Below are 19942 nucleotides of genomic sequence, written 5' to 3'. Positions count from 1 at the left end.
GGCAGAAGGATAAAACTACTTCTAACTTATCCCTTTAGGTTGAATTCCTCCACTTCTTTAAGTGGAACAGGGCATAGTGGTGAGTCTAATTCTCCCACTATGCCAATTACCTTCTGCCTTCTGCCTTCATTCTTCTGCCTTCGATTTAAATTAATTGCCAAGAGCAGCCGCAAGCTGGAATAAACCTGACTGCCTGATAGCAGTATTGAAAAGCTAGATCTAGCAAGATGGAGAGGAAAAGACAGAGCATTCATAAAAAGCTAAAAATGGATATTTTGTTAGCTCATAGTTCATGTCAATTTTTACCCCTGTTTATAATCAATTGTTAAGTGTTCTACGTCAATATAGTCAATATCAAGATTTACGTCATTAAAAGGATTTGGGAAACAAGTTTGCAACCCTTGCTCTGGTTGGTTGACAGGAGATCTCCAGGAAATTTCTCTGAAAATCAAGGTGATGAAGTGAACTTCAGACTATAATTTGGACGCGAATGTTCAATATGGGAGAACTTAAACACTTGCACCAGAACATCATTACTGCTTCGAGGGCAATTATCCCCTTACTGAGTAGCACAATCATGATTTCCAGCACTTTGGTGTTAACGAATGCGGTTCAGGCTCAAGAGTCTTTATCCATTGTTTACCCACCCGCAGGCCATGAAACTACTGCCGAGCAGATTTTTATAATTGGTACTTCCCCACCTACTCAAGAACTCCTAATTAATGGTCAAAAAATAAAAAGAAGTCCCCAAGGACATTTTGCTCCGAGTTTTCCTTTGCGACTGGGAGAGAATACCTTTACCTTGCAGGCTGGAAGTCAAGAACAAAAAGTAACCGTCTCAAGAATTAGTTCGCAACCAATTATGACCACTGGGGTTGCCTTTGCCGAAGGCTCCCTAACTCCCGCTGTTGATATTGCTAGATTGCCAGGAGAGTTGATTTGTTTTAGTGCGATCGCATCACCTAATGCTCAAGTATCGGTTCGTCTGCCGAATAAATCCCTCACATTATCGGCTCAACCAGAATTAGTCCAATTACCCCCTAATTCTGCGGTGCTGATTGCTGAGAATCAACCCACTACTACTGAGATTAGTAGTTATCAAGGCTGTAGTAGTTTTGCAACTATTGGCAATTTGGGAATTCCGCAATTCGAAATTAGTTTAGACGGTAAACAAAAAACTCAACCCGGGACAGGTGCGATCGCAATTCTGACTCCCGATAATCTTCAAGTCATCGAAGTGATCGCAGATCGTGGAGTTGCCAGAACAGGCCCTTCAACTAATTATTCCCGTCTCACTCCTTTACCCAAGGGAACTCGGGCTAGTGTCACAGGCAAAGAAGGAGAATGGTTACGTTTAGATTATGGCGCTTGGATCAAAGCCTCCGAAACTCAGCCCATTGCTAGTAAAGTCCCGCCGCGATCGCTAATTCGTAGTATCACATCTCGCAAATTACCCAATGCCACTGAAATTATTTTTCCTTTGCAAATACCTGTTCCCGTAAAGGTTCACCAGGAAGATCAGAAAATAACTTTAACTCTTTATAATACAACTGCTCAAACAGATACCATTCGCCTTGATGATGATCCTTTAATTCAACGTCTTGATTGGCAACAAGTAGATCCCACAACAATTGCCTATACTTTTCACCTCAAAACAGCTCAACAATCGGGTTACGATTTACGTTATGAAGGAACTAGTTTAATCTTCTCCCTGCGTCATCCTCCCCAGCCATCAAGTAATAGTAGCTTGCCATTGCAAGGTATCAAAATCTTACTTGATCCCGGACATGGTGGCTCGGAGTTAGGTGCTAGAGGACCTAATGGTTATCCCGAAAAGGAAATGAATCTAGTGATTTCTCGATTACTAGAAAAAGATTTACAAAAATTAGGTGCTACTGTTTATTTGACACGCAACAGCGATCGCGATTTATCCTTAAAAGAGCGCATGACGGCGATTGATAATATCAAACCAGATTTGGCAATCTCAATTCACTACAATGCTCTACCCGATGCCGGTGACGCCGAAAATACCCAAGGAATCAGTACTTTTTGGTATCATCCCCAAGCCCATGATTTTGCCGTATTTTTGCATAATTATTTAGTTACAAAATTAAACCGTCCTTCCTATGGCGTATTTTGGAATAATCTGGCTCTAACTCGTCCCCATTCTGCCCCTTCCATTCTGTTGGAATTAGGTTTTGCAATTAATCCTTGGGAATTTGAATGGATCACCAATCCCCAGGAACAGAAAAGATTGAGTAACGCGATCGCAGAAGGAATAGTTGAGTATTTAGGCCGTAAATAATAATTTAGATATGCTATTTTGCCCCGAGTCCTTTTGCTCGCAATTCCTCACTCATTCCCAATAATTCACTCTGTGCGATCGCCTGTTGTTCTCCCGAAGCCAACCATTTCAAATTTACAGTTTGCTTTTCTGCTTCGGCATCCCCTAATACCAAACAAGCCACAGCTCCAGAGCGATCGCCACGCTTGAACTGTTTACCAAAAGCACTACCACTAAGATCTAACTCCACTGTAAAACCAGCATTCCGTAATTGTTGAGCCAAAACCAATCCTTGAGCCTCGGCCATTTCACCCCGAGAAACTAGATAAAAATCTGGCTTAGCTGTGGGTGATTCTTGAAGTTTTTGTAAGAGCAAGACCAATCTTTCCATCCCCATTGCCCACCCAAAAGCTTGAGTTTCGGGGCCACCCAATTCTCCGACCAAACCATCATAACGACCACCACCACAAACCGTTGCTTGAGCCCCCAGATCAGCAGATTGGATCTCAAAAGCTGTGTGAGTGTAATAGTCTAAACCCCTGACTAAACAGTGATTGATCTGATATTTGATTTCTAAATCAGTAAGTAATTGTAAAACGGTATCAAAATGTTTTTTGGAGCTATCGCTGAGATACTCAATTAGTTTTGGAGCATCTTGGGCAATTTCTTGGGTTTTTTGATCCTTGCTATCTAAAATTCTCAGGGGATTGCGGGTTAAGCGATCGCGTGAATCTTCATCCAAATCTGCTTTGTAAGGTTCGAGGTAAGTAACTAATGCCTCGCGATATTTTTGGCGATCTTCGCCTCTGCCAACAGAGTTAATATCCAATTGCAGATCATTTAAGCCAATAGCTTTGAGAATATCCGTTGCGATCGCGATCGCCTCAACGTCTGCTCGGGGAGAGCCCGTGCCCAATACCTCTAAACCTATTTGGTGAAACTGTCTTTGCCGACCAGCCTGGGGACGTTCATAACGAAACATAGGCCCCGTGTACCAAAGGCGCTGGACACCTTGAGCATGAAGTTTATTACTAATATAGGAACGAACCACTCCTGCTGTTCCTTCAGGCCGCAGCGTAATAAAGCGATCGCCACGATCCTTAAAGGTATACATTTCCTTGCCCACAATATCCGTCGCTTCCCCAATGCCTCGTTCAAACAGGGAAGTTTGCTCAAAAATCGGGACTCGAATCTCACTATAAACTGCTTTTGTGAGAATTTCTCTGGCAGTTTGTTCGAGCTGCTGCCAATACCCTACGTCTTCTGGCAAGATATCCTTTGTTCCCCTTAATGCTTGGATCATGCTTTTCCCAATACAGTTACCAGTTACCAGTAAACAATAGTTGCAATATTTTTAGCAAAATTTTTGCCCAAAGTCATGAAATAGCAACAAAAGAGGTAGCAAAATTGCCCCAGATACTGTAATTATTATAGTGTAAGCATTTATACATAATTCACAATGTCCTAGCGAGCCATTCGAGCCCCGCTCCGCTGAGCGGATAAAGCGAAACTCTCGCTAATTTCTTATCATCCAGGAAATAACAATATGGATTCTAGCCAGATTCAATTTTGCTCTGATAAATCTCAGATAGACCTTCAACAAGTTCAGAATTTGTTTGTTCTAGGAGCATTCTGGGCGCAAGATCGCACGATCGAAGATATTAAAATTGCGGTGGAACATAGTGATCCTGTCATTACAGTTTGGGATCGCGATCTCCTTATTGGCTTTGCCAGAGCAACTTCTGATGTGGTTTATCGTGCAGGCATTTGGGATGTGGTTGTTCACCCTGATTATCGTGGACGGGGTTTGGGGGGCAAACTAGTTGAGACAGTATTGGCTCATCCCAAGGTGAATAAAGTGGAAAGAGTTTATCTGACAACAACGAATCAAAAGAACTTTTACAAAAAGATTGGCTTTAAGCAAAACAGCAGCACCACAATGGTTTTGGAGAATGCCCGACCAGTAAATCTTAATTCTTTATTGGAACAACAAGCTCAACGGTGAAGACTGGTGTTAGGTTTTAGGTGTTAGGTTTTAGGTTGCAAAGAGTCATATTATGACGAATATCCGAGAAGAGTTAGCGCAAAAACTCAATCAACTATCCACTGAACAACTCTATTCAGTTTGCCAATTTGTGGATTTTCTAGAGTACAAGCAACAGCCTGTTAGAGCAGAAACACCTCTAACCAACAATGATACTTTACCAAAAGTTGTTAACCACTTAAAAGAAGAGCAGGGGATTTCACACCGAATGCGCCAGCCTGGAAGTGCGATCGGAACAATAAAAATATTAGCTGATGATGATGAACATTTAGAGGATTTTAGGGACTATATGCCATGAGGTTTCTTTTGGACACTCATGCCTTTCTCTGGTTTGTGCTTAATGATACTCGACTTAGTCGGGAGGCTTTGGGGTTAATTAGTGATCCTAAAAACGATTTGCTGATATCCCCAGCATCATATTGGGAAATTGCAATTAAAGTTAGTCTTGGTAAATATGAAATTCCTAGCTCGTTTCAATCTTGGATAGAGCATCAAATCTCGATTAATAATTTTGAGATTTTACCGATTCGCATTGCTCATGCTGCGAAGGTGGCAACGTTATCGTTTCATCATCGAGATCCGTTTGATCGTCTTTTGGCAGCTCAGGCTTTATCAGAGCAGATTCCGATTATTAGCGCTGATAGAAAGTTAGATCTATATTCTATTGAGCGCAAATGGTGAATATTGTTGCCTTTCAAAATGATTCTGATAAGCTATGCTTCATAGATCGGCACTGTCAGGTTAAGTTTCTAAACTGATTTTTATTGGGAATAGACTCAATTTCACTTACGAAATAATAGGGTTTTTGGTCATCAAGATTCTAAGATTTTTCTCAATAAGATGCTTGATTTTAGGTAACCTGACAGTACCAGCTGAACAGTTTGTTCTTGACAGTGCCTGCTATAAATCTATGCTATGAATACCATTTCCCTTTCTACCCTTGATACGATTATTTTGCTCCTCTATTTCCTGGGAACCCTTGGTTTAGGGTTTTATCTCTCGAAAAAAGCATCTCGAAGCATCTCTGATTACTTTTTGGGGGGGAGAAAAATTCCTTGGTGGGCGATCGGCATGTCGGGAACAGCTTCGAATTTTGATATGACCGGGACTATGGTAATGATCTCCTTTCTGTTTGCCATCGGTCTGCAAGGGTTCTGGGTAGCTTTACGTGGTGGTATGGCTCTGTATATGGCGATCATCATGATTTATATGGGCAAATGGTTACAGCGCTCTAATGTGATGACCACAGCAGAATGGATGGAACTGCGGTTTGGGTCAGGATTAGCGGGAAAGCTGGCGCGTCTTTTGAGTGCGGTTGCTAATCTTATCGTGACGATCGCGCTACTCGTATATTTTGTTGAAGGGGGTGGTAAGTTTCTAGCGGTGTATTTACCCTTTAGTCCCACGGTTTGTGCGCTGCTGATGATGATTGTGGCTCTAACTTATACCACTATGTCAGGATTTTATGGGGTCATCTACACCGATGTCATACAGGAAGTTTTGATTTTGCTGGTAGCGCTCTACGTCGGCTATCAAGCCTTTACTCTCCCCGATCACGCCGCTGTGATTGCCTCGGCAACTTATCCCGGCTGGCATAGTTTAATCCCAAACTGGGAAGCAGCTCCGATGAATTGGCTAGCCAATCCCACGGTTTATCAGTCCTTTGGGCTATGTATTCTGTTCTGGTTTTCTCGCTCAATGTTTGAGGGCATGGGCGGTTTCACGGGAGGTTATACTCCCCAACGATTTTACGCGACGAAAAATGAGCGGGAAGTCGGACTTTTGACCGCAGAATGGATTCTGCTGCTGCTATTTCGCTGGATGTTAGTGGTGGGGACCGTAATTTTGGGCTTAAAGCTAGCTTCTGGTAATCCGGCGATCGCGAGTATCTTGAGCCAAGATCCTGAACAAACTCTTCCTGTCGTCTTGAGTCAAGCGATTCCGTCAGGGCTGCGGGGTTTATTGATCGCTGGATTAATTGCGGCTGCGATGTCAACCTTTGACTCGACTATTAATGCGGGAGTTTCTTACTGGATTCGCGATATCTATCAACTTTATCTCAAGCCGCAAGCTAGCGAGAAGAGGCTGATTCGTCAAAGTTATGGTGCAACTATTGCTTTAGCAGCGATCGCCATTATCCTAAGTCAGACAGTGCAAAATATCAATGAGATTTGGAGTTGGATTACTGGTTCTCTCTCGGCTGGTTTGGCTGCTCCCACGGTATTACGCTGGTATTGGTGGCGCTTCAATGGCTACGGTTTTGCGATCGCGACAGCCGTGGGTTTGGTGACTTCTTTGTTGCTGAAGATTTTGCATCCTGAATTGGCATTTTATGTCTCTTTTCCTCTGACCCTGGGAATCTCGATGCTGGCCGGAGTTGGAATGGCCTATCTAACTCCGCCAACTGAGCTGAAAACGCTGAAGAACTTTTGGCTGCGAATTAGACCTTTTGGTTTTTGGCGAAGAGTGACCTCAGAGTTGGACCCAGCGATCGTGAATAAGTCTCAGATTCAGAATTCCCACGATCTCAGAAATGTCTTTTTGGCCCTTATCTGGCAGCTTTCTGGAGTCGTGATGGTCATGTCGGGACTCCTACACCAATGGTTAACGGCGCTGGGGGCGATTGCGACTTTTATTATCTTTAGTACTTTACTCTATTTCCAGTGGTACAAAAGACTTCCCACCGAGCAAGCTGCACCCAAATAAGTACCTAGGCAAAATTAATGGTTCTCCCAAGTTGAACCACGAAGTAATAGGCTTTTCCCCAAATCCCCAAATCCCTAAATCCCTAAGTCCCTATTCAGAACTAGTAAATTTTGTACTCATCGAACTCACGTATTCAAGACTCCTGCTCTTGCTGAGGTTCGCGGGGCTTAACCTGCATCTTCGAGAAAGAACTAATCGCATAATAAAGTTGCTCGGCCACCATCTCATTAGCGGGCTCTGTTAAATGAATCGCATCGATAAAACTAGGCGAAGGATATTTATCACTAAGATTATACAGATTGAGAGCCTTGACATTTTTGGGGAAGATTTTTACCAAATAATTATTAACTCCTACAAACCGAGGATAAGTATCCTTGGTTTTTCTGATATAGGTTCTGCCTAGCTGGGTCGTAATTTCTCCTTCGGTAGGTGTAAGCTTGCTGGGTTTGCGCCCTGTAATCTCGGGTTGAGTTGCAAAAATCACAGAGGCATTGCTCCCCGTGGCCAGGGTCACCATTTGTTTATGATTTTGAAAATAACGATCCACCCGGCGTTGCAATTCTTCAGGACTTTCCGGAATATATGAGGCTAGTTCCTGTCCATTGATATTGAGTAACAAATCCGTTTTACTTTCGGGAAGCTCCACTTGTAAAACAGTATCTTGTAATACCTTGGCTAAATAACTTTTGTCTTCTAACGGCTTAAGTAATTTGCTAGTAGAAGCCTTGACATAATCGGTTTTACTGTCGAATTTTTCATCGAATTGAGGCACTTGTGCCGCCGTTTCTTCACTGGGTAAAATCAAATCTTCATAACCATCTAAGACGATTATAAAATCAGGCTTATAGGGTAAGACCTGTAGGGCCAACTGGGCTAATTGATTGCCTGAGGCGTAACCAGGAACTGCGGCATTGATCACACGGTAATTAGCCTGTTTGAGTTTTGGTGTTTTTCTTCGTGCTTCTGCCCTAAGTTCCTCATCTTCTGGTAGAACATCGGGCTTATAGAGTTGAGGTAATTTTTTTTGCTGTTCTAGACGTTTTTGCAAACGGTTTTCTAATTGGTCTGCGATCGCAGTTTCATTACTCGAAGACCCATAACCAAAAGCTGTCGAACCACCCAAAATAAAAATCCTAATTTCATCCTGAGGCTTCGTGATTGGTAGCTCATCGCGATCGCGAAAACCATGCTCATTGATTTGCCAATAGGGATTTTCCTGATTTTTTACTAGTTGATATCCCACAGAAAGACGTTGTTGCGCAATCAAATTTCCTGTATTGGAGATCCCCTCTAAAGGGTTGCCCTTTTGATCGAGAAATTTCAACTGATAGGACTCGGCGATATCTGGTTCACTAATCGCCTGGGCAAATTCTTCTCGTTTGCCTGAAAGATCGATATAAATACGGGTCAACAACTCCAAAACTAACAATGACAAAATAGCAGATATCAATAACCATAGCCAAGTAAAATTGCGTCGTGGCTTGGGTTTTCGCTTGCCAAAAATATAATCTCTCCGAGGTTTTGTTCTAAACATAATTTTTTTATAATTTTATTGATTTCTACTATTTAGATAACTGCTATCATTGCCATCGTCAACTCTGTGATACATTTACTCTGGCTAGCCAAAGTTCAATCGACAGCAAATCTTAAGAATTCTTAATTGTTTTATGAGTTACAAATTACTATTCGTTTGCCTGGGGAATATTTGCCGTTCTCCCTCCGCCGAAAATATCATGAATCATCTTATTAAAGAAAGAGCTTTAGATGTACAGGTTTTTTGTGATTCTGCTGGGACTTCGGCTTACCATATCGGTTCGGCTCCAGACCGTCGCATGAACGCGGCAGCTCAAAAACAGGGTATTGAGCTTGTGGGCAAAGCTAGAAAATTTCGCACTTTGGATTTTGAGAAATTCGACCTCATCTTAGCTATGGATCGCTCTAACTATCAAGACATTCTCTATCTAGATCGCGAGGGGAAGTATCAAGATAAGGTACAAATGATTTGCAGTTTTGCGGCCAACCATGATGATAAGGAGGTTCCAGACCCTTATTATGGTGGTCAAGATGGTTTTAATTATGTCATTGATCTATTATTTGATTGTTGTTCAGGGCTACTAGATTATGTAGCCAAAGAGAAGTTATAACACGCCCAACGATGAAAAGATTTAATCTAAAAGTATTTAAAGAATTTTGGGCGATCGCGAAACTTTATTGGTTTGGCAACGAAAAAAAAGGTGCTTTATCGCTCTTAGCCTTATTATTTATTTTATTAGTCGCTTACTCTCAGCTCAGTGTCATCCTAAGCCAGCAACAAGGTGAGATCATCTCCTCTTTATCCAGCAAAGATGCAGATCGATTTTGGCGTACGGTTCAAATATTTTTAGTTGTTCTAGTTGTCTATGTGCCTTTGTTTGCCGGTTTTAGCTATGTGCAAAATAAATTGGGTATTTATTGGCGTAGATGGCTCACTCACCATTTTGTAGACCGCTATTTTAAGGGTCGAGGTTTTTATGCTCTGGGGAATTTTAATACTGATATTGATAACCCTGATCAGCGTATTGCAGAAGATATTAAAGGCTTTACCCAAGACTCTTTGCTCTTTCTTCTGGTCATTGTTAATTCAGTTTTACAGGTCATCTTCTTTAGCCGCGAACTCTGGCGAATCTCTCCTAATCTGGTATTTGCTTTAGTCACCTATTCGATACTCGGTACGGCGATCGCGATCGGCTTCTTTGGGAAGAAATTAGTAAAAATCAGATTTGACCAACTCCGCAAGGAAGCAAACTTTCGTTTTGGTTTAGTTAGGGTGAGGGAAAACTCCGAGTCGATCGCTTTTTACCAAGGAGAAGCCCAAGAATCTAGAAACTTAAAACAAATCTTTACAACAGTATTTAAAAACTTCAATCTTTTGATTATCTGGCAAGAATTATATCTCGGGACTTTTAGTAATGCTTATCAGTTTTTACCCGATCTCATTCCTGTACTCATCGTCGCCCCCTCCGTCTTGTCAGGAGATTTTGAAGTCGGAAAAGTCAGAGAAGCAGAAATTGCTTTTGCTCGGGTTTTCTTCTCTTTAAACCTAATTATTAGCCGTTTCGATTCTTTAACAGCTTTTGTCGCTGGTGTTGATCGTCTAGATTCCTTTTCTAAATATTTGGATGCCAATGAACAATTAGCCTATACCAGAGATGAAGCGCGCCCCATTATAAATAGAAAACACCAGGATGCTCTAGCAGTCGAAGATCTGACACTGCAAACCCCTAACTATAGTCAAACCCTAATTAAAGAACTATCTTTCAACTTACAAACTGGAGAAAGTTTGCTGATTATGGGAGCTAGTGGAGGCGGCAAAAGTTCTCTGCTAAGGGCGATCGCAGGATTATGGAATTCTGGAACAGGTTCTATTACTCGCCCCAGTTTAGATAAAATACTCTTCTTGCCGCAAAAGCCTTATACAATCCTCGGTAATCTTCGCAGTCAAATAATCTATCCCCTTACCGAAGCAAATATGTCTGATCAAGCAATATATCAAATATTAGAAGAAGTTAATCTATCAGATTTAGCTGAGCGTTTTGGTGGTTTGGATGCTGAGAGAGATTGGTCTGACGTCCTATCTTTGGGCGAACAGCAACGCCTAGCTTTTGCTCGTATTCTGATCAACAAACCTGAGTACATTATTCTTGATGAGGCGACTAGTGCTCTAGATGTAGAAAATGAAGAGAATCTATATCGTCATTTGCAACAGTTAGAAACCACTTTCATTAGCGTAGGTCATCGTCCGACCTTAATTCAATATCACCAAAAGTTGTTGAAACTAATAGACCATGATTCTTGGGAAATTGAGGATACCCAAGATCCAGTTTAAATTTTAAGTGTTAATTAATTAACCGATGAGACACAAGAGCTGAAATCGAAACTATTTTCTATGTTAACTTTTGTTAATTTTCTCATCTTACAGTCTTGATAACCTGGCTTCATGAAAAAATGATAATATTTCGTTACAAAATTCCTCATATTATCATCTCTTATTCTTTGGAGCTAATTTAGTAGAATGCTTAAAAAATTACTTGGTTTAGATAGAAAATCGGGAGGGTTCTACTTAGAACTCGACGAAAATGATTCTAATAACGGCAACACCGCCGTAGCGACCAAAGCACCAGCACAGAAAGCGCCAGCACAGAAAGCAAAGGCAGCTAAGTCAACTGAGCCAAAAGCAAAAGCAGCTGAGCCCAAGAAACAAGTTCCTGCGGCGGCAGTCAACGAGCCAGAAACTAAGGTAGAGCCCACAGCCTCTAAGGAGTCAAAATCGGTTGCTGAAACCAAGCCAGCAGTCGCTGAAAAAAGCTCTACTACCATGGCACCTGCGGTTGTCAACGATAAGTACCGCAATTCTGTTGCTGATAGTCAATCAGTAGAACTGACTCGTAAACCATCAAAAGAAAATCTCGAACTAGTTATTGCCGCAGCATACAAACAAGTTTTTGGTAATGCTCATTTGATGGAAAGTGAAAGATTGCCCATTATTGAATCCCAATTAAAAGATAATCAAATTACGGTGAGTGAATTTGTTCGCAGATTGGCACAATCTGATCGCTATCGAGCATTGTTTTTTGATAAATATCCTAATGCAGCCGCAGTTGAGCTAAATTTTAAACATTTACTCGGTCGTGCCCCTGAAAACCAAGCAGAAATCTCCCAGCATATCCAGATATTGGCTGAGGGTGGTTTCGCCGCAGAAATCGATTCTTATATTGACAGTGAAGAATATTTTCAGAATTTTGGCGAATATACAGTTCCCTACTATCGTGGATACGATAGTCAAGTCGGGACTAATTTAGTTAGTTTTACTCACTCATTCCAAATCTTGCAAGGTGCTTGTAGCAGTAGTAAGTCGACTTTTACAGGTGCTGTTCCCAAGCTGCAAAATAGTCTAATTCAGAATGCTCCCAGTGCGATCGCTGTCCCCCGAGAGATTCCCGACTCCTTCCCCGAATCTATAATGATGGCACCGCCAACTCCACCTAAGACAATTCCCGATGTGGAAGAATTAATTGCTAACGCTGTGGGTATTCCTTACTGGGGAATTCCTGCGGTAGTACCTGAAAAAGTCGCGCAATCTGCACCAGAAGAAGTTGCCGAAGAGGTGGTTGCAGAGAGTGAAGCACAACCACAAGAGGCTACTCCTGAAATGACTTTTGCTACGGATTATCTGATTTCCAAACCTGCTCCTAATCGTCGTCCAGGAGCCAGTATAAATAAATTTATCGCTATGACTCGGACGATGAAAGTTAGATGATGAAAGTTAAAAGATAGGGTTTTGGAATCATACAGAGACAAAAAAAGAGGAAAAATTTCTCTCTAGCTCTTACAATAAATGCCTACAAAAGCCAGGAAGATAATTGAGATCCCTGGCCTTTTTCTTAGACTAGAATATTATGTTCACGACTTGGCAATTTTATGGTCTAGTCAGGACTGGTGTTAGGTTTTAGGTAGTAGGTTTTAGGTAAAAAAAGTCATATTTTGATTTAGATCGGAGAATATTTTAGATATAAAGAATTTTTATGTCTATCATTGCTGGATTCATCGTTTTTCGGAAGCTGTCTAACACCTAACACCCAACACCTAAAACCTTTTGCTCGCAATTAACTTAATTTTGCCAAGTCGTGTATGTTTGTTTCTTGCTCCAAACTTTGATTATGACTAGTTTCTTAGATAAACCCATTGTTTTTTTTGATGGGGAATGTATTATGTGTAATCGGTTTGTCGATATTCTGCTGAGGATAGATACAATAGGCACAATTATGGTTGCACCACTCCAGGGTCAAACAGCAGCTAAGGTTTTACCGGCCTTACCTAGCGATCGCGAGAAATGGTCGATTTTTTATATTGACCAGGGAAAAATTTCTGAGCAATCAGATGCTTTTCTCAATATTTGTCTACGGCTTGGTGGTCTTTGGTCAATTTTGAGTTTATTTAAAATAATTCCCCGTCCTATTAGAGATTTTATTTATAGAATAATTGCTCGCAATCGATATCGACTATTTGGCCAACGCGCCACTTGTCGCATGCCTAATGAGCAAGAAAAATCTCGTTTTTTGCCATAAGTTTTCTGGTTCCCCCTTCTACAAACATTCCACCATCAAGCGAGTATCCGGTAAGAAATCGAGTTCTGGCACTAGATATTGAGGATCGGTTACTTTGTTTACCGCATTAATCGCCGAAGCAACTGCTCCCTCTTGCCAGCCCGGTAGAGCCGAGAGTTGGTCTCCAATAATATAAAAATCTTTATCTCCTTGTAGTAAAGCGTTGAAATAGGTCGCGTTTTTTGCTCCTGGTTCTTTCTCCGCCACCGCACTCCAGTTTGCCCAGCCACCTTGGAGATAGGGTACATTTTGCCAGGCGATCGCCAAACCATGAGCCAAACCATGGGCAAAATCATTACCACCTAAGTTTCTCGCTCCCTGACGAGCATTTTCAAGACGACCGGAAGGAGATTCTTGACCCCATTCATATGCGATCTGTTGGAAATTATAGGCTCCAGTTAAGACTCCCAACTCAGCATGATAATTGTCCGATGGGTACCAGACTTGCACAATTTCGTCACTGCTCCAGGAAATGCCGCCAAAGATTGGCACGGCTCCACTGCCTGGGGCTTCTTGCCATAGGTTGCGAGGTGCTTGCCAGCCTACTTTGGTTGTATCGGCAAGGAACCCAGCTTGGTATTTTCCTTCAGGAGTTATGCGATCGCGATCTTGAGCTTGATAAACAGCATGTAAGGCTTCGCGAAAACTCGGCTCAAAATGACCATCTTCTAATACATCCTTCATCAAGGGAATAGGCATATTGCTAAAACAATAGTCAGCTTCGGTTTGGCAGGTCTCACCATTCTGTAGGTAAGTAATTAGATATTTGCTATTGTTATAGGCAATTTTTTTGACAACTGCTCCCAACTTAATTTGGCCTCCAAGTTCTTCTACCCGCTCCTTAAAGGCATAAACAACCCAATTGTCTCGCCGAAAGTTTGCAAAAAGCTACAAAGCTTATGGTTTCTTTGTCTATATTCTGAGGTCAAATTCGGATATTTTCTCGATTAAATTAAAGCTCAATATTAAAACTATTCAAGAATTCTGACTCAATATTTAAAGCACTTTCTGTGACATCTCGATTAACAAAGGTTGTCAAAACTTGAGAATTGAGATGAGTTAAAAGACTGCTAACAGCAATTTCTAGATATTTATTGTCTTGTAGTTGATAAAAAGTCATATCATTATCTTGCCAGAACCAAACTTCTTTGACCCCTAAAGCTCGATATTTTTTAAGGTCGTCAGTACTGCCACTAGAAAATATCACTTCAATTGCCAAATCGGGCAGGTCTTTATCTGCACAGAAAGCAAAACTCACATCAGGTTCTTTACCTGCCAAGGGCTTATTTTTGAGTCTTGTAGAACCCATAGGGAAATAATCTATCTTAAATTTTCTACAGTAAGCAGACACTAAAATGGCAATAGTTTGAGCAATTCTCTCATGATTTTTACTCGGTGAAACTAACGTAATCACTCCATTAAGGAAAGAAGTTCTATAACCTGGATATTCTGCAAAATTGAACTTTTCGTAATCCTCCCATGTCATGCCCGCCAAGCTTAAGGTTTGGTCTTGATGTTCCAGTAGATTGACATCTATGGGCAATTGAACATTAATGAGCATTTTGTTTGGATAATACTATGTCTAATCTGAATTATATAGTTCGATCACTTTCCAGGTAAAACTTCTGCCCTCTGCCCTCTGCCCTCATTCAAAACATATGATTTTTAATTTCTCGATAATTGACTACCGACTCCACTAACCCTATACCAATAAAATTACTTAAAAGTGCCGATCGCCCATAGCTCATAAACGGCAACGGAATCCCTGTAATTGGTGCTAAGCCAATTGTCATACTAATATTCGTGATCACTTGAAAGGCAATAATGGCCAGGACGCCGATCGCTAGTAAAGAACCAAAATTATCTGTTGCCCGATTCGCAATTAAAACTAAGCGCCAACAAATCAGGAAAAAAACCACCAGTAATAAAATACTACCGAGAAAACCCCATTCCTCTCCGACCGCTGAAAAAATAAAATCCGTATGTTGTTCAGGGATAAAATTAAGTTGAGTTTGTGTCCCTTTGTAGAGACCTGTTCCCCAAAATTTTCCCGAACCGATCGCAATCCGAGACTGGATCAGATGATATCCTCCGCCTAAAGGATCTTTTTCCGGGTCTAAAAACAAAATCAGACGATCTTTTTGATAATCCTTTAGTAAACCCCAGAACAGATTGCCCAACTCGACGGCTCCACAATTAATCGCGATCGCACTTAAGGCTCCTACGATTTTGACGGGAATAGTTAACCAAGCAACGCCGGTCATAGCCAGAGTCCAGAACAACCAACCTGGAAGATGTAAATGATAAAGAACAGCTGAAATTACCGGTGAAACCATCAAAATTAGCCAGCCAGGATTTACCTTTGCCCAATAAAGCATCGTCATCACAATCACCCCGAAGACCAAAGATGTTCCTAAATCTGGCTGTAAAAATACTAGTCCCCAAGGAATAGCTGTGATTGCTAAGGTACGAAATAGAGTTGCAAAATCAGCTCGCTCCTTATGATGTAATAGGGCAGCCAAAGTAATGACCACGCCGATTTTGGCAAATTCTGAGGGTTGAACATTAAACCCTGCCACCGAAATCCAACGCTGTGCCCCTTTCGCTGAGACTCCTGCTACCATCACGGCAATCAGCGAGATGTTGGTTAAAACATAAATTACCCAATGCCATTGCAGTAGAGAACGGTAATTCACACGCGCGATCGCGATCGCAATTCCTAAACCTAAACAACCAATAGTCAGATGTTGATAGGCATGATTTAATTCTTCAACTCTCTCGATACTATAAATAGTTAAACTACCAAATCCAGTTAAACCCACAAGCAACAAAAGCAATAGCCAATCGATTTGTTTCCAAGGAGAGATCAAAGAAAACAAAAATTGTCCCAGGTAGCGGATAGGAGAATTCTTAGATTTAGATTTCTTTGACATGGTGAGGGATTGGGGCTTAAATATCCAAGACGTCTACATCATAATCGAAGAATTTTGAATCATAGGATAATCAGAATAGAATTACGCCCTCAGAATTTAGACGTATATCCATCTGCCCTCCGCCTTCTGCCTTCCGCCTTCAAGATGATAGACTGGTCTTTACTTTTTGTGCAGTCTCAAGCTCTATTTATTAACAAGAAAAGAATGAATTAATTTCTGACAAGCGACAAGACTTACTTACCCAAAGTTTTCTTTTACTCCTAAAATATACTTTATGGAAGAATCTTTTGAACTCACCCTCCAAATTGTCATCGCTGTGGTCGCTGGGATCAGCGCGCAGGTAATAGGCGAATATCTAAAAGTTCCAAGTATTGTTTTCTTGCTTTTGTTGGGTATTTTGTTGGGTTCTGACGGCATAGATGTCCTCCATCCCAATGAGTTGGGAGTTGGCTTAGAGGTCATAGTCGCCTTGGCGGTTGCGGTGATTCTGTTTGAAGGGGGATTGAATTTAGAATTACGAGAACTGGGCAAAGTTTCTGGTAGCTTACGTAATTTAGTAACTTTGGGTACTCTTATTACTCTGGTTGGTGGGGGGATGGCTGCTCATTGGTTAGCGGAATTTCCCTGGGCGATCGCGTTTTTGTATGCCTCCTTAGTCGTGGTCACAGGCCCTACAGTGATTGGCCCCTTGCTCAAGCAAGTTAGAGTAGATCGCCAGGTATCAACCATATTAGAAGGGGAAGGAGTTTTAATTGATCCAGTAGGAGCGATTTTAGCTGTTGTGGTATTGAATGCTATTTTAAATAGTGATGCTGCTCCTGTTACCGTAGCTAGTGGTTTAGTCTTGCGTTTAGGTATTGGCTCTCTTGTGGGTGTTATTGGTGGTTGGTTACTCGGGCTGTTTCTCAAAAATACAGATCGTCTTTCAGAAGAACTCAAAAATTTGGTTGTATTAGCTGGATTATGGGGCTTATTTGTCTTATCCCAAACTCTCTACAGTGAATCGGGGTTAATGGCAACAGTCGCAGCGGGGATTACGGTCAAAGCTTCGGGGCTTCCTGAAGAAAGACTCTTGAAAAGATTTAAGGGGCAATTAACAGTTTTATTTGTATCAGTGCTGTTTGTTTTATTGGCCGCCGATCTTTCTATTGCCAGTGTTGTTGCCTTGGGATGGGGAAGTGTCATTGCAGTGCTGGTCTTAATGTTTGTTATTCGACCGATAAGTATCGTAATTTGTACTTGGAGTAGTGGTCTAAATTGGCGGCAGAAAATATTTTTGGCTTGGGTCGCACCGAAAGGAATCGTTTCAGCTTCCGTTGCCTCTTTATTTGCGATTTTATTGACAGAAAATGAGATTACTGGTGGAGATGCGATTAAAGCATTGGTCTTTCTCACTATAATGATGACTGTATTTTGTCAGGGTTTAACCGCGGGATTTGTGGCTCGTTTTTTAAGGATTACCTTAAGTGAATCAACTGGTGCCGTGATCGTCGGTGGGAATAATTTGGGACGCTTAATTGCCAAGCTATTTCAAGAAGCCGGAGAATCGGTGGTTTTAATCGATACTGATGAAGAAGCTGTTAAAAAAGCCCAAACAGATAATATTCCCGTTGTGCAGCGAAGTGGTTTAGACGCCGAAGCCTTAGAAGAAATTGGCATCGAATCTATGGGTACTTTTATTGCCCTAACCAAAAATGGCGAAATTAATCTGGTATTGGCGCAACGGGCCATGGAAGAGTTCCAACCCCCTAGAGTATTAGCGGTGTTTCCCAAGAGCGATTCTGAGTCGGGAAATAACAATACGAAAACTAATCTTAAAGTGAGCCAAGCATTTATTTCCCAGTTATCAATCAAAACTTGGAATACTTATTTGCAGGATGGACAATTTAAATTGGGGACAACTTCCTTGAAAGAGAAAAACTTATCTTTCCAGCAAGCTCAAATCCAAGCTTTAATTCGTTCTGGGGAATTATTACCTCTGTTGGTCAAAAGAGAAAAGAAATTGCAAATCGTCAAAGCAACCGAAGAATGGCGCTCAGGAGATGAAATTACCTGTTTACTCCATGATCCTCGACCCAAATTGCTCAAAAGACTATCTGGTAGCAATCAATCTTCTCGTTTGGCATTGGAAAAACTCCCGAAAATGGAGGAGATTTCTTTGGCTTCTAATGCGACTGACAATGAATCTTAGGGATTGGGTAATGGGTAATGGGTAATAGGTAATGGGTAAAACTTCCTCGTTCCTTGTTCCTCGTTCCTTAATTCCGTATCTTTAATTACAAAGTTTATTGCCATACTGAGATTAGATTGTCCGTATACGACTTGGCAAAATTTTCGATTTAAATCAAAATATGACTTTTTTTAACCTAAAACCTAACACCTGTCCTGACTAGACCATAAGTTGCCAAGTCGTGCCTGTATCCGTAACCATTAATTTCTAGAATTATCCGACAAGATGCAAAATTCGTTTAAAAAGATTCTGATCGGAACAGCGTTTTTTGTGCTCACAATTATCATTGCCGTTGTCGGTTATATTTTCTTTGGTTGGGAAATATTAGATGCTATCTATATGGTGGTAATTACAATTTTTGGGGTGGGCTATGGTGAAGTTAAGCCATTGGAAAGTCCATCGGAAAAAATATTTACCATCATGGTTATCCTGGCAGGTACTTCGTCAGCCTTATATATTGTGGGAGGGTTTGTCCAGATGATTGCAGAAGGGGAAATTAATCGTGCTCTTGATGCTCAGCGAAAGAAGAATACGATCTCCAGTTTGGTGAATCATGTACTTATTTGCGGCTTTGGACGAATTGCTCAGGTCATGGCGAAACAGTTGGCAGATGGCGGGCAAGCATTTGTGATTATTGATAATAATAGTGAAAGAATCGCGATCGCCGAAGCCATGGGCTATTTAGTCCAGGAAGGTGACGCCACGGATGAAGATATCCTGCGATCGGTTGGTATTAACTGCGCCACAGTTTTGGCAACAGTCTTACCTGATGATGCCACCAATGTTTTTATTGCTCTCACAGCACGGGAATTAAATCCTGATTTGCTGATTTTAGCGAGGGGAGAATTGCCCAGCACGGAGAAAAAACTGCGGCTTGCTGGTGCTGACCATGTTATTTTACCAGCAACAGTCAGTGGGATACAGATGGCCAATTTGATTACTCGTCCCACCAGCACCGACTTTCTCCAGCAAAAAGATAAGCAAAATTCTTTAAATGACTTATTGGCTCAAATTGAAGTTCAAATTGATGAATTAATCGTTTCCAATCATTCTCCCCTAGTGGGAAAAACTATTCGAGAACTCGAAATTAGAGGTAAAGGTGCCTTTATTATTGTGGCTTTGCGTCGTAGCAATGGTCAGTTATTGACCCATCCCCATTCATCTCTCATCTTAAATTACGAAGATACTTTAATAGTTTTAGGACATCAAGAAGAGCTACCAAAATTTGCTAGATACTATGAATTAAATCATGCGCTGTATTATCAAGCAGGAAGGGAGAAAATGCTTCGCCCTTGAGGTTATATCATTTTAGTTTTTAGTTAAGACAGATAAGATCAAGAAGAGAAGAAAGAGAATGAGAATGAAAAAATGACTGGAGTAACAAGAGTTGTCATACAAGAAAGCGCTGAAGAACTGAAAGAGAAAATGAACCAACAGTTCCAAGCCAAAGGCCATGAAAGACTACAAGCTCTCTACTTACTAAAAACAGGACAATGCCAACAAGTAATTGAAGTAGCGGCAATAGTAGGAAGAAGTAGAAGCACAGTGCATCGATGGCTTCATACTTATCAAGAAGGAGGGTTAGCTCGATTAATTGGACCA

Annotated in this window: 17 protein-coding genes and 1 pseudogene; 13 read left to right on the top strand and 5 right to left on the bottom strand. The window is 41.3% G+C overall.

All coding sequences use genetic code 11. The annotated features are described in order from the left end of the window. Together XEN7305_RS29670 and XEN7305_RS05255 are read left to right on the top strand one after the other, a co-directional pair. The coding region (locus XEN7305_RS29670) for a hypothetical protein (protein ID WP_238568938.1) at positions 1 to 183 on the top strand (183 nt) is incomplete at its 5' end. Positions 184 to 577: 394 nt separating this feature from the next. Further along, positions 578 to 2305, top strand: a complete 1728-nt coding sequence (locus XEN7305_RS05255) for an N-acetylmuramoyl-L-alanine amidase (RefSeq protein WP_144053199.1) — start codon at positions 578 to 580, stop codon at positions 2303 to 2305. Between the two features lie 13 nt (positions 2306 to 2318). Here XEN7305_RS05255 and hisS read toward each other — a convergent pair whose 3' ends face one another. Further along, positions 2319 to 3587 (bottom strand): histidine--tRNA ligase, encoded by a 1269-nt coding sequence (gene hisS / locus XEN7305_RS05250; RefSeq protein WP_006508313.1) that lies wholly within the window; start codon positions 3585 to 3587, stop codon positions 2319 to 2321. A gap of 243 nt (positions 3588 to 3830) precedes the next feature. Here hisS and XEN7305_RS05245 point away from each other — a divergent pair, with 243 nt between their 5' ends. From XEN7305_RS05245 to XEN7305_RS05230, 4 genes are all read left to right on the top strand, one after another. Next, positions 3831 to 4289 (top strand): GNAT family N-acetyltransferase, encoded by a 459-nt coding sequence (locus XEN7305_RS05245; RefSeq protein WP_006508312.1) that lies wholly within the window; start codon positions 3831 to 3833, stop codon positions 4287 to 4289. 52 nt (positions 4290 to 4341) lie between these two features. After that, the gene (locus XEN7305_RS05240; RefSeq protein ID WP_006508311.1) at positions 4342 to 4626 is read left to right on the top strand and encodes a DUF2281 domain-containing protein; all 285 of its coding nucleotides are present in this window, start codon (positions 4342 to 4344) and stop codon (positions 4624 to 4626) included. Then, entirely contained in the window at positions 4623 to 5009 is a 387-nt protein-coding gene (locus tag XEN7305_RS05235; RefSeq protein WP_006508310.1) for a type II toxin-antitoxin system VapC family toxin, read from the top strand. Before XEN7305_RS05240 ends, XEN7305_RS05235 begins: the two co-directional genes overlap by 4 nt. Before the next feature lie 234 nt (positions 5010 to 5243). After that, positions 5244 to 7034 carry a Na+/proline symporter gene (locus XEN7305_RS05230; RefSeq protein ID WP_006508309.1) on the top strand — a complete coding sequence of 597 codons (1791 nt, stop codon included), beginning with the start codon at positions 5244 to 5246 and terminating at the stop codon, positions 7032 to 7034. A 133-nt stretch (positions 7035 to 7167) separates the two neighbouring features. Here the strand turns inward: XEN7305_RS05230 and XEN7305_RS05225 are convergent, their stop codons facing one another. Continuing rightward, positions 7168 to 8568 (bottom strand): SGNH/GDSL hydrolase family protein, encoded by a 1401-nt coding sequence (locus tag XEN7305_RS05225; protein WP_006508308.1) that lies wholly within the window; start codon positions 8566 to 8568, stop codon positions 7168 to 7170. A gap of 133 nt (positions 8569 to 8701) precedes the next feature. Here XEN7305_RS05225 and XEN7305_RS05220 point away from each other — a divergent pair, with 133 nt between their 5' ends. The 4 genes from XEN7305_RS05220 to XEN7305_RS05205 all read left to right on the top strand — a co-directional run bounded on the left by XEN7305_RS05220 (position 8702) and on the right by XEN7305_RS05205 (position 13138). Beyond that, the gene (locus tag XEN7305_RS05220) at positions 8702 to 9178 is read left to right on the top strand and encodes a low molecular weight protein-tyrosine-phosphatase (protein ID WP_006508307.1); all 477 of its coding nucleotides are present in this window, start codon (positions 8702 to 8704) and stop codon (positions 9176 to 9178) included. A gap of 11 nt (positions 9179 to 9189) precedes the next feature. Beyond that, a complete protein-coding gene (locus XEN7305_RS05215; protein ID WP_006508306.1) occupies positions 9190 to 10899 on the top strand; it encodes an ABC transporter ATP-binding protein/permease in 1710 nt (569 codons plus the stop codon). Positions 10900 to 11085: 186 nt separating this feature from the next. Then, positions 11086 to 12330 (top strand): phycobilisome rod-core linker polypeptide, encoded by a 1245-nt coding sequence (locus tag XEN7305_RS26420; RefSeq protein ID WP_006508305.1) that lies wholly within the window; start codon positions 11086 to 11088, stop codon positions 12328 to 12330. A 400-nt stretch (positions 12331 to 12730) separates the two neighbouring features. Next, complete coding sequence (locus XEN7305_RS05205; protein ID WP_006508304.1) at positions 12731 to 13138, top strand: thiol-disulfide oxidoreductase DCC family protein; 408 nt, start codon at positions 12731 to 12733, stop codon at positions 13136 to 13138. Between the two features lie 18 nt (positions 13139 to 13156). Here XEN7305_RS05205 and XEN7305_RS05200 read toward each other — a convergent pair. From XEN7305_RS05200 to rodA, 3 genes and pseudogenes are all read right to left on the bottom strand, one after another. Continuing rightward, a pseudogene (locus XEN7305_RS05200) lies at positions 13157 to 14014 on the bottom strand (flavin monoamine oxidase family protein); the annotation flags it as partial. A gap of 115 nt (positions 14015 to 14129) precedes the next feature. Further along, complete coding sequence (locus XEN7305_RS05195) at positions 14130 to 14738, bottom strand: Uma2 family endonuclease (RefSeq protein ID WP_006508302.1); 609 nt, start codon at positions 14736 to 14738, stop codon at positions 14130 to 14132. A gap of 88 nt (positions 14739 to 14826) precedes the next feature. Next, positions 14827 to 16110: a rod shape-determining protein RodA gene (gene rodA / locus XEN7305_RS05190; RefSeq protein ID WP_006508301.1), complete on the bottom strand. Its 1284-nt coding sequence runs from the start codon at positions 16108 to 16110 to the stop codon at positions 14827 to 14829. Positions 16111 to 16384: 274 nt separating this feature from the next. Here rodA and XEN7305_RS05185 point away from each other — a divergent pair, with 274 nt between their 5' ends. The 3 genes from XEN7305_RS05185 to XEN7305_RS05175 form a co-directional block, all read left to right on the top strand. After that, positions 16385 to 18301 (top strand): sodium:proton antiporter, encoded by a 1917-nt coding sequence (locus XEN7305_RS05185; protein ID WP_006508300.1) that lies wholly within the window; start codon positions 16385 to 16387, stop codon positions 18299 to 18301. A gap of 264 nt (positions 18302 to 18565) precedes the next feature. Then, the gene (locus XEN7305_RS05180; RefSeq protein WP_006508299.1) at positions 18566 to 19636 is read left to right on the top strand and encodes a TrkA family potassium uptake protein; all 1071 of its coding nucleotides are present in this window, start codon (positions 18566 to 18568) and stop codon (positions 19634 to 19636) included. Positions 19637 to 19708: 72 nt separating this feature from the next. Further along, positions 19709 to 19942, top strand: a 234-nt coding sequence (locus tag XEN7305_RS05175) for a helix-turn-helix domain-containing protein (protein WP_006508298.1), incomplete at its 3' end; no start/stop codon positions are given.

Origin of the sequence: Xenococcus sp. PCC 7305 (assembly GCF_000332055.1) — a bacterium.
GTDB lineage: Bacteria > Cyanobacteriota > Cyanobacteriia > Cyanobacteriales > Xenococcaceae > Xenococcus.
This window is presented reverse-complemented; position numbering and strand designations above follow the sequence as displayed.